The sequence below is a fragment of the Stenotrophomonas sp. 59 genome, assembly GCF_030291095.1.
GTDB classification, from domain to species: Bacteria; Pseudomonadota; Gammaproteobacteria; order Xanthomonadales; family Xanthomonadaceae; genus Stenotrophomonas; species Stenotrophomonas maltophilia_Q.
Map to the genome: position 1 here is coordinate 612131 of NZ_CP127408.1, position 13993 is coordinate 626123.

The following is a 13993-nucleotide window of genomic DNA, read 5'->3' on the forward strand; positions in this document are numbered from 1 at the left end:
CCTCAGCGTCCTCGCGCGTAAGCATATTCCGAGGAGGAAGCGCGCGGGGGAGCGCCCTCGACCTCGGAGGTGTCGGCCACGGTGAAGCCGGCAGCGGACACCACGGCTCCGGTCGCGCGTTCGATGGCATGCGCCAGCGTGCCATCGATCTGCCCGGCTTCGGTGTCGAACATACTCGGCAGCAGATGGGCATCGAGCAGGGGACGCAGCGCCGGGAGGCGTACCCAGAACATGCTGCCGGACGCGAACTGTCCATTTCCGGGTGCGCTGTCCAGGCCCAGCAATGCCCAGAGCCGCTCCATGCGCAGTGCATTGCCGCCGATGTAGTCGGCCACGTTCAGCAGGTGGCCTGCTGGAGCCATCAGGCCGATACGTGGATCGGCCTGCAGATGTGCCAGATTCGCAGCAGCCTGGGCAGTGCCCAGCAGCGCTTCGACCATCTCGCGCCGCCACTGGTCGCCGTTGTCGCGATGGCTGGAGCGCTTGGTATGCAGCTTCAGCACCAGTGATTCATTCTGCTGCAGCAACCGGTCGGCTGCGTGCAGGAACGGCAGGATGTCACGGCCGTGGTTGCCGTAGACCCAGATTTCAGCGGTCAGGCCCTGCGCATCGATGATCGACTGCACCTGCGCCTGGCGCTCCCCTGTGGTGGTGATGACCAGGCGTGCCTGCAGCCCGCTGTCCTTCACCGCCTGCAACAGCTCCGGCAGCGCATCCAGGTACCACGCGTGGATGACGATGCAGGGACGCGATGGAGCGGCCTGCGAGGGGACCAGCGCGCGCCGGGTGGCCTGCAGCCAGGCATGGCCGAGACGGGCATCCGGTTCAAGAACAGCGCTTTCCGCCCATTCGTTCCAGGCGTTGATGAACACCATGCGCCGGGCCTGCGGTACATCGCGCAGCCGCTCGTGCACCGTGTCGTGCAACCAGTCGCCGTAGCCACGCGGTGAAGCGTGCAGCAGCACGCGTCCGCGCCCGGGCCGCCGCGCCTCGTTGTCCCAGCCCGGGTTGACGCCTGGATACAGCGGATAGTCCGCCAGCGGTGCACGGCGCATCTGTGCCGCCAGCTCACGCCAGTCGCGCACGTCGCCTTCGTAATCGGGATTGAGCAGGAACTGCGTGGTGTTCAGCTGGCGCGGGGCGGCAATGTTCGGTGGGAATTCCACTGCGGCATCGAAGCCGATATCGCGGGGATCCGGGCGTTCGAAACTTTGCACATAGGCCAGATGGATCTCGCCGATGCCGTTGTCACGGCACCAGCCACGCCAGCGTGCCGCCGTAGCCTTGGGATCGGGCAGCAACTGCGGCCGGTACAGCAACAGCACCGGTCGTCCCTCGACCTTCAACGCACGCCGGTCGCGCAGGTAATCGGCAACGTGGGCGATGAACGCCAGGTCATCCTCGGCACTGTGCTGTTGGCCGATCAGTACATCCTGGTTGCGCCCGTCCCAGCGCCGGGTCCAGTTCTCGTTGGCCCAGCACAGGCAGAACGGCAGTTCAATCGTGCTGTCGGCCAGCCATTGGCGCAGGGGCTGCTCCATCAGCGTGTGGCCACTGAACCAGTAGAAGTAGAAGCAGAAGGCGCCGATGCCATGGTCCGCGGCCAGTTTCGCCTGCGCGCGCAGCGTCTCGCCAACACGAAGGTCGTAAAAGCCCAGATCGCCGGGCAGGCGCGGCTGCACATGTCCCTCGAACTGCGGCAGGGCACGGCTGACGTTACGCCATTCGGTGAAGCCCTTGCCCCACCAGGCATCGTTCTCTTCGAACGGATGGAACTGCGGCAGGTAGAAGGCCACCAATGTGGCCGGCAGAGCTGCCGGCAGGGAAGCCTCTTCCGCGGCGGCGTAGCCGATCGCACGTTCATCGGCGCGCTGCAGTGGACGGATGCCGTCGGCATCGGCGCCAATGCGACCACGCGGCGGAGGCGGACTCCAGCTGCCAATGCGGTCCAGGCCCCGGTTGCGCAGCCGATCACGCAGCGACGCCGGCATCGGCAGGGCACGGAACAGTGCGCGCAGGACCGAGAAGGTGAGCTGCCGGACTCCGGACGCTGCACCGCTCATCGATGAAGCCTGGCAAGGAAAAGAGTGCGCATTGTTCGGGGCCAGCAACGGGACTGCCCTCATTTTCCGGCAATCGCCGCTGCAACGGCAAATCCGCCAGGTGCTACTGTGCCGCCATGCTGTTTCCCCACGACCTCCCCGATGCCGACGTCCAGCACCGCCAGGGCTGGCTGTCTCCCGCCGGAGCCGCTGCCTTGCAGCGTGATCTGCAGGCCGGCGTGCCGTGGGAGGTCCACCGCATCCGCATGTTCGGCCACTGGGTGGATTCGCCGCGGTTGAGCTGCTGGATAGGTGATCCGCAGGCGCGCTATCGCTACTCGGGGGCGGAATTCGTGCCGCACCCGTGGCCGCCGTCCCTGCAGGGCATGCGCGAGCGCCTGCAGGACGATGGCATCGGCCGCTTCAACAGCGTACTGCTGAACTGCTATCGCAGCGGCGGCGATTACATGGGCTGGCACAGTGATGACGAACCCGAACTGGGCCCGGCGCCGGTGATCGCCTCGCTGAGCCTGGGCGCGCCGCGGCGCTTCCTGCTGCGGCGGCGCGATGATCCGGCGCGGAAGGCGGAGTATCTGCTCGGCCACGGAGACCTGCTGGTGATGGCGGGGCAGACCCAGCGCTTCTACCAGCACGCGCTGCCGAAGATGGCGCGCGTGCAGGGTGAGCGGATCAACCTGACGTTCCGCTGGATCACGCCACGTTGATGACGATGGGATCAGAGCCCTTTCGCAGCTCGAAAGGGATCCGACCCCGTCATGCATCGGGTCCTGGGGTCGGATCCCTTTCCCGTCGGGAAAGGGCTCTGACCCCCTCGGCCTATCAGCGCTTGGCCGCCGTAGTGTCGTTCTGCCCGCTGACCAGCGTCCAGCCCACCATGTCCTGCGCCAGCTGCTGCAGGCCACGCTCGAACGCGGCGGTTACGGCCGGCACATCGGTGCTGCCGACCGGCTGGGCCTGGCGGAACGTGCGGTCGGCCACCACGCGCTGGTCGGCGACGTGGATCAGCTTGGCGTTGACCTCGATCACCACCGTCGGCGTGGCCTGGCCCTGGTAGTCCGACTCGAAGCGGCGTACGTCGGTGGACAGCTTGTAGTCGGCGCGGATGCCGGCGGTGCTGCGCGCCACGCCGCGGATGCGGCCGGAGTCCTCGAAGCCACGCAGCAGGGTGTCCTCGATCATGTCGGTGGCCGGCTGTGCCCAGCTGGCGCCCTTGTAGATCTCCAGCTGCGACGGGGTCGGCCGCACGTTGATGCGCGGGCTGTCAACCATGCGTGCGGCGCTGGGCTTGGCCAGTACCAGTTGCCAGCTGGCCTGCGGCCACGCCGGATCGGCCTTCACCTGCACGGCGGGCGAGTACAGCGTCACTGCGGTTTTCTCGCTGCTGCCAAGGATGGAGCAGCCGCCCAGCAGGGTGACCAGCGAAGCGGCCAGCAGCAGGCGCGGAAGGGGCATCGGGCTCATTTGGGTTCGAACTCCTTCGGTGCGTCGCGGCCCAGCAGATAGCGCGCGGGGTTGTTCTCGAGGCGGTCGCTGACCCGGCGCAGGTCGCGGATCAGGCCGCGCAGTTCGGTCAGCGTCGGGCCCAGCTGGCCGAGGCCATCGTTGGCGAAGCTGTTGATCGCGGCGCGGTTCTCGCCAAGGATCGAATCTGCATTGCCGGCGGCCGAGTCAAGCTTGGCCAGGGTGCCGTCCAGCTTGTCGATGATGCCCGGCAGCTGCTGCACCAGGTTCTTGTCCAGGCGCTCGATGGTGCCGTTGGTGGTCTTCAGCGTGGTGTCCAGGCTGCGCGCGGCATCGCGCGCGCTGAGCAGCAGCGCCTGGGTACCCTGGTCGCGGTCGGCCAGGCCGCCGCTGATGGTCTCCAGGTTGGCCAGCGTGGCGTTGATCGAGGCCACGTTGCGGTCGCTGAGGATCTGGTCCATGCGCTCGACGATGCGGTTGGCAACGTCGGTGATGTTCTGCAGCGCCGATGGCGTGGTCGGGATGATCGGGGCCGGGTCCTTGTTGACCGTGGTCAGCGCCGGCGACTGCGGCGTGCCGCCGCTGAGCTGGATGATCGATGGGCCGGTCAGGCTGGTGATCGCCAGCTTGGCGCGGGTATCGGTCTTGACCGGGGTGGTCGAGTTCAGGCGGATGCGTGCGACCACCTGGCGCGGGTCGTCCGGCACCAGGTTCAGTTCGATGATCGAACCGACCGCGATGCCGTTGTACTGCACCGGGCTGCCCACCGACAGGCCGGTCACCGCCTCGCGGAACACCACGCGGTATTCCTGCCAGGTACGGTCGGAGGAGTACTTGGCCGCCCACAGGCCGAAGGCCAGAAGGGCCAGGCCGGTGATCAGGGTGAACGCGCCGATCAGCACGTAGTTGGCTTTGGTTTCCATGGCTCAGGCACTCTCGATCTGTTCGCCGCGCGCGGCACGCGCACGCGGTCCGTGGAAGTATTCCTGGATCCACGGATGATCCAGTTTCTCGATGTCCGGCAGCGGTGCGTTGGCCACCACCTTGCGGTCGGCGATCACCGCCACCCGGTCGCAGATCGCGTACAGCGTGTCCAGGTCGTGGGTGATCAGGAACACGGTCAGCCCCAGCGCTTCCTGCAGGGTCTTGATCAGGCGGTCAAATGCCGCCGCACCGATCGGGTCGAGGCCGGCAGTGGGTTCATCCAGGAACAGCAGGGGCGGGTCCAGCGCCAGCGCCCGGGCCAGGCCCGCACGCTTGCGCATGCCGCCGGACAACTGCGATGGCAGCTTGTTGATCGCATCGGCGGGCAGGCCGGCCAGCTTCACCTTCAGCAGCGCCAGTTCGTAATGCCAGCGCTCGGGCAATTCGCGGTGGTGTTCCTTCAAGGGCACCTGCACGTTCTCGCCCACGGTCAGCGAAGAGAACAGGGCGCCGTCCTGGAACAGCACGCCGGTATTGCGTTCGATGTGCAGGCGGCTCTCGGCATCGTCGGCACGCGCATCGCGGCCGAGCACTTCGATCTGGCCGGCGTCGGGCGTGCGCAGGCCGAGGATCGAACGCATCAGCACCGACTTGCCGGTGCCCGAGCCACCGACCACGCCGAGGATCTCGCCGCGGCGCACGTCCAGGTCCAGGTCTTCATGCACGGTCTGGCTGCCGAAGCGGTTGACCAGCCCGCGCACACGGATGGCCAGATCGTGTCCTTCGCCGTCCTGCATGGGGATTTCTTCGGGAGTCGTGTGCGTGCTCATGTCACCAGTCCATGTGCATGAACCACAACGCCGCGAAGGCGTCGATGATGATCACCAGCGAGATGGTCTGCACCACGCTGGAGGTGGTGCGTTCACCGACCGACTGCGCCGTGCCCTCCACCTTCAGGCCTTCCAGGCAGCCGATCAGCCCGATCACCAGTGCGAACACCGGGGCCTTGGACAGGCCGACCAGCATGTGCCGCACTTCCATGGTCTCGTGCATGCGCGCGATGTACATCTGCGGCGGGATGTCGAGGTCGAACGCGCCGACGGTGATACCGCCGGCCAAGCCAGCAACCATCGCAATGAAGGTCAGCAGGGGCAGGGTGACCAGCAGCGCCATCAACCGTGGCAGCACCAGCAGGTCGATCGGGTCCAGGCCCAGCGTGCGCATGGCATCGATTTCCTCGCGCGCCTTCATCGCGCCGATCTGCGCGGTGAACGCACTGGCGGTACGGCCGGCCAGCACGATCGCGGTCAGCAGTACCGCGAACTCGCGTAGGAAGGCGATGTTGACCAGCTCGACCACGTAGATCTCGGCACCGAAGTCGCGCAGGATGGTCGAGCCGAGGAAGGCGATCACCGCACCGACCAGGTACGACAGCAGCGCCACCAGCGGTACTGCGTCCAGCCCGACCTGCTCCATCTGGTGCACGGTGGCGGTCAGTCGGAAGCGACGCGGCTCCTTGACCAGCCGGGCTGCCTTGACCAGGTTTTCGCCGAGGAAACTGCACAGCGCCTTGATGTTGTGGCCAGTGGCATGGACGCTGACACCGAGCCGTTCCAGCGCGGCCAGCACGCCGAAATCGCGCTTGGGCCTGGGCCGGTCGTCGGCCACTTCCTCGATGGTGCAGACCAGCGCCTGGTGATCCGGGCGGAACTTCAGTGCGTCCTCGCCGAGGTCGGCGCGATGGGCCACGCGCAGCACCTGCAGCACGCCGGCCGAATCCATCTTCTCGATGCCGGTGGCGTCGATGCCGGTCAGCGTGTCGGGAACGCCGCGCAGGACCTCGGCCGCGGCGAGCGCGGTCTTCAAGGTCCAGGTGCCGGACAGGCGGATCAGGCCCGGGTCATGGGCATCCTGTTCGAGCTGGGGGGCGTGGTTCGGGGTCACTTGGGCCATTCGGGTCGCAGCATAACCGTTCTGTCTGGGGCATCGCGTCGAACCCGGATGAATTTATCCAGTGCGGCCCGGCAGTAGGTAATACTACGGCGCATGTCCGCAGACGCTCACACGATCCCCACACCCCAGGCCACCTACGCGCAGCGCGTGGCCTTTGTTTCCGAGATCGCCGGACGCCTGCACAGCTACGGCACAACGGCCCAGCGCCTGGAAACGGCAGTGGTGGCACTGGCCCGCCAGCTCGATCTGGATTGTGAACCGTGGTCGAATCCCACCGGTATCATCCTCAGTTTCAGCGACCCGGCACAGGCGATCGGCTCCAGCGACATCACCCGCGTGATCCGCCTGGCACCCGGTGAGAATGACCTGCACAAGCTCAGCGTCGCCGACCACATCGCCGAGGAAGTGGCCAATGGGCGGATGAGCATTGCCCAAGGGCACACCGCGCTGCGCCAGCTGGACAAGGATCCGGGCCGGCGCGGCAAGCTGCGCACCATCCTTTCGTTCACCCTCGGCGCGGCCGGCGTGGCCGGCATGTGGAAGCTGCCGTGGCTGGACATCGCCACCGCCGGTGTCATCGGCCTGATGATCGGCCTGCTCGGCATGGTCACCGACCGTCGCCCGGCCACCCGCGAAGCGGCCGAGGCGCTGGCGGCGCTGCTGGCCGGCATGGTCGCAACCCTGGTTGCGTCCTTCGTCGGCGCACTCAACCTCAACACGGTGATCATCGCCTCGCTGGTGGTGTTGCTGCCCGGCATGTCGCTGACCAATGCGGTCAATGAACTCGCCAGCCAGCATTGGGTCTCCGGTACCGCGCGCTTCGCCGGCGCGTTGACCACCATCATGAAGCTCAGCGTGGGCGCGATGATCGCGGTGACCCTGGCCGATGTACTCGGCCTGGACCCGGTGATCCGTGCCACGCGGCCGCAGGGGCCGTGGGTGGAGTGGGGCTCGCTGCTGACCGCGGCGTTCGCGTTCGCGATGTTGTTCAAGGCCAACCGCCGCGACTATCCCTGGGTGATCGCCGCCTCGGTGGCCGGCTATGCGATCTCCAAGTTCGGCGGCCATGCCTGGGGTGCGCCGGCCGGCATCTTCCTGTCGGCGATGCTGCTGACCGCCGGTGGCAATCTGTTTGGCCGCCTGGTTGGCCGCCCGGGCGCGATCATCCGCCTGCCGGGCATCATCATGATGGTGCCCGGCAGCACCAGCCTGCGCGGCGTGCTGACCCTGGTCCAGCAGCAGGATGTCGGCGCTGGCCAGAGCGTGTTCCTCACCGTGCTCAACGTGGTGATGGCGCTGGTGGCCGGCCTGCTGTTCGGCAACCTGCTGATGCCGGCGCGCAAGACGTTGTGATCGAAGGACGGTAGCGCCGGGCCGTGCCCGGCGGATCGGGAAGCCAACCGCTGCGCTCGCCGGGCATGGCCCGGCGCTACCCAAAGAAAACGCCGGCTTCCGCCGGCGTTTTCCATTGCATCCCGATCCGGCCTCAGGCCTTCTTGATCAGGAAATCTTCAGGCTTCTTGTTGCCCTTGGCGGTCAGCTCGGCCATCCAGCGCGGCTGCTTGCCACGGCCGGTCCAGGTTTCCTTCGGGTTGGCCGGGTTGCGGTACTTCGGCGCAACCTTGCCCAGCTTGCGGCCGGCGGTCTTGGACGGTGCCTTGGCTGCCGGGGCGGCCTTGCGCGCGCGTGGGGCCGGGGCGCCGCCGAACAATTCTTCGATGGTGTAACCCTCGGTCTTGGCCAGCTTGGTCAGCTGGGCCCGGACCTTGGTGATCGGCCGGCGCTTGGCGACGATGGTCTGCTGCTTCTTGGCGGTGCGGATCAGGGCGCCCAGTTCGCGTGCCGACAGGCCGGTCAGGTCAATGCTCATTTACGGTTACTCCGGAAACTAATGTGTGGACGGGACGAGCCAGTCCATGGCGTCGCAGCACAGAATAGAGATGAATTATTCCAAGCACAAATGCAGACGGGACAGGGCTTGGCGGCATGCCGGCTGCATCGCGTCGATTTTGACCGGATTATGTCCGCTGCAATATCGGTGACGTGGCGGGAACGCAAAAAAAGACCGGGGCATGCCCCGGTCTTTCTGCAATCAGCCCTGCAGTCGCTGCAGCAGGGTGGCCTTGTCCAGGCTTTCCGCTTCGCTGGCGCGGCGCGAGCGGTACTCGTAGGTACCGGCGGCCAGGCCGCGCTCGCTCACCACCACGCGGTGCGGGATGCCGATCAGTTCCATGTCGGCGAACATCGCGCCCGGGCGCAGGCCACGGTCGTCCAGCGCGGCGTCGAGGCCGGCGTCGCGAAGTTCCTGCAGCAGATTGGCAGCGGCGTCGGCGACGGCAGCGTCGCCCTTCGGGTTGATCACGCACACCACCACCTGCCACGGCGCCATCGCGTCCGGCCAGATGATGCCGGCATCGTCATGGTTCTGTTCGATCGCCGCAGCCACCACGCGCGAGATGCCGATGCCGTAGCAGCCCATCGCCATCACCGCGGCCTTGCCGTTCTCGTCCAGCACCGTGGCATCCAGCGCTTCGGCGTACTTGCGGCCGAGCTGGAATACGTGGCCGACTTCGATGCCGCGGGCGATCTTCAGTTCGCCGCCGTCCAGCGCGCGGTCACCGGCACGCACGTTGCGGATGTCGGCCACTTCCGGTTCCGGCAGGTCGCGGCCCCAGTTGACGCCGGCCAGATGGAAACCGGCCTCGTTGGCGCCGACGACGAAGTCGGACAACGCTGCCACTTCGCGGTCGGCGACCACGCGGATGGCCTTGGCCGGTGCGACCGGTCCGAGGAAGCCCGGCACGCTGCCCAGGTGATCGGCGATTTCGGCTTCGCTGGCGAAGCGCTGCACGTCCAGGCCGGCGACCTTGGCCAGCTTGATCTCGTTGACCTCGTGGTCGCCGCGCACCAGCACCAGCACGAACTGCTGTTCCTTGCCTTCACCGGCGATCAGCGCCACCGACTTCACCGTGCGCTGCAGCTCGATGCCGAGCAGGGCGGCGACGTCCTCGCAGGTCTTCTGGGTGGGCGTGTCGACCTTGCGCATGGCTTCGCTGGCGGCCGCACGCGGCGCCGGATCGGCGGCAATCGCCGCCTCCATGTTCGCTGCGTAGTCCGAGCCGGTGGAGAACACCAGCGCGTCTTCACCGGAATCGGCGATCACGTGGAATTCCTGCGAGGCATCACCGCCGATCGCACCGGAGTCGGCCTGCACCATGCGGAAATCCAGGCCGAGGCGGGTGAAGATGCGGCTGTAGGCCGACTTCATGTTCTCGTACTCGCGCACCAGGCACTCATCGTGCAGGTGGAACGAGTAGGCGTCCTTCATCAGGAACTCGCGCGAGCGCATCACACCGAAGCGCGGGCGGATCTCGTCGCGGAACTTGGTCTGCACCTGGTAGAAGTTCACCGGCAGCTGCTTGTAGCTGGACAGCTCGCTGCGCGCGAAGTCGCAGGCGGCTTCTTCGGCGGTCGGGCTGTAGCAGAACACCTGGTCCTTGCGGTCCTTGATCTTCAGCAGCTGCGGGCCGAACTTCTGCCAGCGACCGGTCTGCTCCCACAGTTCCTTCGGCTGGATGGTCGGGATCTGGAATTCCACGGCACCGGCACGGTCCATTTCCTCGCGCACGATGCGCTCGACCTTGCGCAGCACGCGCAGGCCCAGCGGCGACCAGGTGTACAGGCCCGATGCCAGCTTGCGGATCATGCCCGCGCGCAGCATCAGCCGGTGGCTGGTCAGCTCGGCGTCGCTGGGGGTTTCCTTGGTGGTGTGCAGGTGGAACTGGGAGAGGCGCATCGTCGGCTTCGGATAACGGCAGAGACGCCTATTCTGCCAGCCCGGCCGGGGGGAGGGGTATCGGCAGGGCTGCGCCCTGCACCCGTCTGAAGCAACGTCAACTGCAACGGCAACAGCAAGAACGGGTTTCCTGGGAGATGGCGGGGTGGGTCCGGTTGCGGGGGGCGCCGTGAATACGTCCATGCAGGCTCGGTCGCCGCATCCATGCGGCTCACGCCCCCGCAACCGGACCCATCCCGCCTTTGACAGACCCCGCGATCTGTTGGACATGCCGATGGGGTCAGATCCGTTTTCCGGAGGAAAACGGATCTGACCCCGGATTAAATTCGAGATCTGACAGATTTCATCCACGCATGGCGTGGATCTACCACCGTCACCGGGAAACTGTCGAAGGCGGGGCGGTGTCGGATTGCGGGGTGTCCGCGGCATGGATGCCGCGGCCAAGCCCCCATGGACGGGTTTACGGCGTCCCCGCAATCCGACACTGCCCCGCCAAATCTACAGAAAGCCCAGAGCCGGCTGTTGCCCTTGCTGTTGCCTCTGCGGGTGCAGGGCGCAGCCCTGCCGGTACCCTCACTCCGCTGGGCAGTAGGCCTTGATGGCCGCCTCGGCCAATCCCTTCTGCGCGCTGCGCTGTTCCGGGGTCAACGCGGTATCGGCCTTGCCGTCGCCATTGGTGTCCTGCATCACCTGGCCGGAGCCTTCCAGCAGGGCCAGGTTGGCACGGGCGGTACTGCACTGCTCCGGCACGGGTGTGGCCGGGGTCTCGGCACTGGCCGCGGCCTGCGGGCTGCGGGCCTGCTCGCGGGTCTCGAATTTCTTGCCGGCCGGCGGGGTCTCCGAGTACTGGGTCACGCCATTGGCGTCCTTCCATTTATAGATTGGGCCGGCCACGGCGTTGGCACTGGCCAACAGCAGCAGGCATCCAAGGCAGGACAGGGCACGCATGGCAAACTCCATGGAATGGGCGTAGAACGCCGATTGCAGCATTGGCGCCGAGCACTGGCAAGTCGATTAAACTGGATTCCATGGACCCGATCACACCGCCGCCGCGTTCGCGCACGATTTACCTGCTGCCCAACCTGTTCACCACCGCTGGCCTGTTCGCCGGCTTCTACGCGATCATCGCCGCGGCCAACGGGGATTTCGTCAATGCCAGCATCGCCGTGTTCGTGGCGGCGGTGATGGACGGCCTGGACGGGCGCGTGGCGCGCCTGACCGGTACCAGCAGCGAGTTCGGCGTCCAGTACGACTCGCTGGCCGACCTGGTCAGCTTCGGCATGGCCCCGGCGCTGGTGATGTACCACTGGTCGCTGTCGTGGCTGAAGTTCGACGACCCGCTGCTCGGGCGGGTCGGCTGGGCGGTGGCGTTCCTGTATGCCGCCTGCGCGGCACTGCGTCTGGCCCGTTTCAACACCCAGGTGGCGGTGGTCGACAAGCGCTGGTTCGTCGGCCTGGCCAGCCCGGCTGCGGCCGGCTTGATGATGTCCTTCGTCTGGGCCTTCGCCGATGGCAACCTGGGCTGGGACGGCAACCAGCTGCGCTACGTGGCGCTGGCGGTGACGATCGTCGCGGCGTTGCTGATGGTCAGCCGCATCCGCTTCTGGAGCTTCAAGGGCGGTGCCGCCAAGGGCAGCCGTTCCGACCGTGTGCCGTTCCTGGTGCTGGCCCTGGTGCCAGTGGCGATCGCCATCGCGGTCATTGATCTGCCGCGCGTGCTGTTCGCGGTGGGCATCCTGTACGCCTTGTCCGGCCCGGTGATGTGGGCCGTGCAGCGCCTGCGCAAGAAGCCCGAGGCCGCGTGAGCCAGGACCTGCCCGTGCTGTGGTCACCGGCCCAGCAGGCCTGGCTGCAGGCCATGGGCTACACCGTGTATCACGACGGCCAGCTGGCCGCCGAACTGGACGCCGCGCTGCAGTTGAGCGTGGCCGAAGCCGATGCGGCCGCAGCGGCTTCGGCGGAGCCGGTGCGGGCGGGTTTGGCTTCCATGCGGGAACACCCTGCCGAAGCCGCACCCGCTCCTCACCAGGAACGCCCGGCACCTACGCGTCGCGAGACCCCCGTCACCGCACCGGATACCGCGCCGGTACCGGTCCGTCCGCTGCCGGGCGGCAATGCGCGGCAACCGGTGGTGCGGCTCCCGGATCGCCTGCAGATCGCATTGCTGCGTGCCTCCGGCTGCAATCCCAATGATCCCGCCACGCAGGCGCTGATGGACAGTTGGCCGCTGGACCAGCTGCGCCAGGATCCGGCCGCCAAGCGTGCGTTGTGGCCGCAGTTGCGTGCCCTGCGCAAGCGGGGCAGTGCATGAGCGCGGTCAGCCAGCCCGGCCCGGTCAGCCTGCGCGCATTGCGCGAGAGCGACCTCAATGCGGTGATGGCGATCGAAGTGCGTGGCTATCCGTTCCCCTGGACCCGCGGCATCTTCGTCGATTGCCTGCGTGCCGGTTATCCCGGCCTGGCGATGGAGCGCGATGGCCAGCTGATCGGCTACGGCGTGCTCAGCATTGCCGCCGACGAGGCACATGTGTTGAACATCTGCATCGATCCGCTGGCGCAGTCGCGTGGGCTGGGTCGCCAACTGCTGCGCGCACTGGTGCAGCTGGCGGGCAACCGGGGGGCGCACCGCGTGTTCCTGGAAGTGCGCCCGTCCAATACACCCGCGCTGGCCCTGTACCACAGCGAAGGTTTCAACGAGATCGGCCGCCGTCCACGCTACTACCCGGCGGCACAGGGCCGCGAGGATGCGGTGGTGATGGCCATCGAACTGGTCGACGGCGACCTGCAGGCGATGCCGCCGTTGTAAGGGAGAAGGGTTGCCGGCCAGCGGCCGGCACTACCGCGCTCGCCGGGCGCGGCCCGGCGCTACCGGCGGCGGCCAACCCTGGCTGGGACACATTGTCCGCTTCGGTAGGTGCCAACCTTGGTTGGCACGCATTGCTCACGCCAGCCGCAAGGCCAATACACCGCAGACGATGAGCGCCGCTGCCAGCCAGCGCGCACGCGGGATCCGCTCGCTCAGCAGGAACACCGAGATCAGCAGCGCGAACAGGATCGATGATTCACGCAGCGCCGAGACCATCGCCACGGGGGCCTGGGTCATCGCCCACAAGGCCATCGCATAGGACGCCGTGGTGCCGACGCCGCCGGCCAGGCCAAGGGGCCAGTGCTGGCGCGCATAGGCCAGCACCGCGCCGCGCCGGGTGTACAGCGCCCACAGGGGCAGTGGAATGCCCGACAGCAGGAACAGCCACAGCGTGTAGCTGAGCGCGCTGCCGGACTGTCGCGCGCCCTGCGCATCGACCAGGGTGTAGGTGGCGATCATTGCCGCGGTCAGCAGTGGCAGGCGCAGTTGGCCACCACGTGCACCCAGTGCCATGCACAGGATGCCGGTGCTCACCAGCACCACGCCCAGCCACGCGGCAGGGGACAGTTGCTCGCCCAGCAGGGTGCCGGCCAGCGCAACCAGGATCGGCGCGCTGCCACGCATCAGCGGATAGGCCAGGCTCATGTCGACCTGCTGGTAGCAGCGTGCCACCAGGCCGTAGTAGGTCACCTGCAGCAGCACGGATGCAGCCAGCCAGGGCCAGCTGTGCGCGGCCGGGAACGGCAGGAAGGGCAGGGCGGCCGCCGACAGCAGCGCGGCGCTGCCGGTGACCAGCACGGTGCCGAGGAACTTGTCCGGCCCGCGTTTGACGATCGCATTCCAGCTGGCGTGCAGGGCCGCAGCGGCGAGGACCAGCAGGAAGATGGAAAGAGGCATCGGGCGATGATGCCATGCCGGCGAAACGTTCCGG

General features: G+C 67.3%; 14 protein-coding genes. 5 read left to right on the forward strand and 9 right to left on the reverse strand.

The window, feature by feature from the left end; genetic code table 11:
- Positions 1-2: 2 nt before the first annotated feature.
- Complete coding sequence (locus QP552_RS02730) at positions 3-2063, reverse strand: glycoside hydrolase family 99-like domain-containing protein (RefSeq protein WP_286074906.1); 2061 nt, start codon at positions 2061-2063, stop codon at positions 3-5.
- 116 nt (positions 2064-2179) lie between these two features.
- Between QP552_RS02730 and QP552_RS02735 the strand changes: the two genes are divergently transcribed.
- Positions 2180-2767 carry an alpha-ketoglutarate-dependent dioxygenase AlkB gene (locus tag QP552_RS02735; protein ID WP_286074907.1) on the forward strand — a complete coding sequence of 196 codons (588 nt, stop codon included), beginning with the start codon at positions 2180-2182 and terminating at the stop codon, positions 2765-2767.
- 115 nt (positions 2768-2882) lie between these two features.
- Here the strand turns inward: QP552_RS02735 and QP552_RS02740 are convergent, their stop codons facing one another.
- From QP552_RS02740 to QP552_RS02755, 4 genes are read right to left on the reverse strand one after another with little or no spacing between them, the layout of a single operon-like run.
- On the reverse strand, positions 2883-3524 hold the full coding sequence (locus QP552_RS02740; protein ID WP_099551400.1) for an ABC-type transport auxiliary lipoprotein family protein: 642 nt from the start codon (positions 3522-3524) through the stop codon (positions 2883-2885).
- Complete coding sequence (locus tag QP552_RS02745; RefSeq protein WP_033835489.1) at positions 3521-4447, reverse strand: MlaD family protein; 927 nt, start codon at positions 4445-4447, stop codon at positions 3521-3523. The genes QP552_RS02740 and QP552_RS02745 overlap by 4 nt, the downstream gene beginning before the upstream one ends.
- A 3-nt stretch (positions 4448-4450) precedes the next feature.
- Complete coding sequence (locus QP552_RS02750) at positions 4451-5278, reverse strand: ABC transporter ATP-binding protein (protein ID WP_049427916.1); 828 nt, start codon at positions 5276-5278, stop codon at positions 4451-4453.
- Between the two features lies 1 nt (position 5279).
- A complete protein-coding gene (locus QP552_RS02755; RefSeq protein ID WP_286074908.1) occupies positions 5280-6401 on the reverse strand; it encodes an ABC transporter permease in 1122 nt (373 codons plus the stop codon).
- Positions 6402-6494: 93 nt separating this feature from the next.
- On the opposite strand from QP552_RS02755, the gene QP552_RS02760 reads away from it, so the two are divergent.
- Positions 6495-7754, forward strand: a complete 1260-nt coding sequence (locus QP552_RS02760) for a threonine/serine exporter family protein (protein WP_005408003.1) — start codon at positions 6495-6497, stop codon at positions 7752-7754.
- A gap of 133 nt (positions 7755-7887) precedes the next feature.
- Here the strand turns inward: QP552_RS02760 and QP552_RS02765 are convergent, their stop codons facing one another.
- From QP552_RS02765 to QP552_RS02775, 3 genes are all read right to left on the reverse strand, one after another.
- Positions 7888-8271, reverse strand: a complete 384-nt coding sequence (locus tag QP552_RS02765) for an H-NS histone family protein (protein WP_005408004.1) — start codon at positions 8269-8271, stop codon at positions 7888-7890.
- 222 nt (positions 8272-8493) lie between these two features.
- Positions 8494-10197, reverse strand: coding sequence for a proline--tRNA ligase (locus QP552_RS02770; RefSeq protein ID WP_286074909.1), 1704 nt, complete (start codon positions 10195-10197; stop codon positions 8494-8496).
- Between the two features lie 573 nt (positions 10198-10770).
- Positions 10771-11145: a DUF4124 domain-containing protein gene (locus QP552_RS02775; RefSeq protein WP_286074910.1), complete on the reverse strand. Its 375-nt coding sequence runs from the start codon at positions 11143-11145 to the stop codon at positions 10771-10773.
- An 80-nt stretch (positions 11146-11225) separates the two neighbouring features.
- Between QP552_RS02775 and pssA the strand changes: the two genes are divergently transcribed.
- The 3 genes from pssA to rimI are packed head-to-tail and all read left to right on the forward strand — an operon-like array spanning position 11226 to position 13002.
- The gene (gene pssA, locus QP552_RS02780) at positions 11226-12002 is read left to right on the forward strand and encodes a CDP-diacylglycerol--serine O-phosphatidyltransferase (RefSeq protein WP_106551140.1); all 777 of its coding nucleotides are present in this window, start codon (positions 11226-11228) and stop codon (positions 12000-12002) included.
- Complete coding sequence (locus QP552_RS02785) at positions 11999-12508, forward strand: hypothetical protein (protein WP_111111357.1); 510 nt, start codon at positions 11999-12001, stop codon at positions 12506-12508. Before pssA ends, QP552_RS02785 begins: the two co-directional genes overlap by 4 nt.
- On the forward strand, positions 12505-13002 hold the full coding sequence (gene rimI, locus QP552_RS02790; protein ID WP_099551394.1) for a ribosomal protein S18-alanine N-acetyltransferase: 498 nt from the start codon (positions 12505-12507) through the stop codon (positions 13000-13002). Before QP552_RS02785 ends, rimI begins: the two co-directional genes overlap by 4 nt.
- A 135-nt stretch (positions 13003-13137) precedes the next feature.
- Here the strand turns inward: rimI and QP552_RS02795 are convergent, their stop codons facing one another.
- Positions 13138-13959: an EamA family transporter gene (locus tag QP552_RS02795; protein ID WP_286074913.1), complete on the reverse strand. Its 822-nt coding sequence runs from the start codon at positions 13957-13959 to the stop codon at positions 13138-13140.
- Positions 13960-13993 lie beyond the last annotated feature (34 nt).

What these genes read in the sequence shown, in the direction of transcription:
- QP552_RS02730 (WP_286074906.1), bottom strand. Translation starts at nt 2,063, where the DNA reads ATGAGCGGTGCAGCGTCCGGAGTCCGGCAGCTCACCTTCTCGGTCCTG.
- QP552_RS02735 (WP_286074907.1), top strand. Translation starts at nt 2,180, where the DNA reads ATGCTGTTTCCCCACGACCTCCCCGATGCCGACGTCCAGCACCGCCAG.
- QP552_RS02740 (WP_099551400.1), bottom strand. Translation starts at nt 3,524, where the DNA reads ATGAGCCCGATGCCCCTTCCGCGCCTGCTGCTGGCCGCTTCGCTGGTC.
- QP552_RS02745 (WP_033835489.1), bottom strand. Translation starts at nt 4,447, where the DNA reads ATGGAAACCAAAGCCAACTACGTGCTGATCGGCGCGTTCACCCTGATC.
- QP552_RS02750 (WP_049427916.1), bottom strand. Translation starts at nt 5,278, where the DNA reads ATGAGCACGCACACGACTCCCGAAGAAATCCCCATGCAGGACGGCGAA.
- QP552_RS02755 (WP_286074908.1), bottom strand. Translation starts at nt 6,401, where the DNA reads ATGGCCCAAGTGACCCCGAACCACGCCCCCCAGCTCGAACAGGATGCC.
- QP552_RS02760 (WP_005408003.1), top strand. Translation starts at nt 6,495, where the DNA reads ATGTCCGCAGACGCTCACACGATCCCCACACCCCAGGCCACCTACGCG.
- QP552_RS02765 (WP_005408004.1), bottom strand. Translation starts at nt 8,271, where the DNA reads ATGAGCATTGACCTGACCGGCCTGTCGGCACGCGAACTGGGCGCCCTG.
- QP552_RS02770 (WP_286074909.1), bottom strand. Translation starts at nt 10,197, where the DNA reads ATGCGCCTCTCCCAGTTCCACCTGCACACCACCAAGGAAACCCCCAGC.
- QP552_RS02775 (WP_286074910.1), bottom strand. Translation starts at nt 11,145, where the DNA reads ATGCGTGCCCTGTCCTGCCTTGGATGCCTGCTGCTGTTGGCCAGTGCC.
- pssA (WP_106551140.1), top strand. Translation starts at nt 11,226, where the DNA reads ATGGACCCGATCACACCGCCGCCGCGTTCGCGCACGATTTACCTGCTG.
- rimI (WP_099551394.1), top strand. Translation starts at nt 12,505, where the DNA reads ATGAGCGCGGTCAGCCAGCCCGGCCCGGTCAGCCTGCGCGCATTGCGC.
- QP552_RS02795 (WP_286074913.1), bottom strand. Translation starts at nt 13,959, where the DNA reads ATGCCTCTTTCCATCTTCCTGCTGGTCCTCGCCGCTGCGGCCCTGCAC.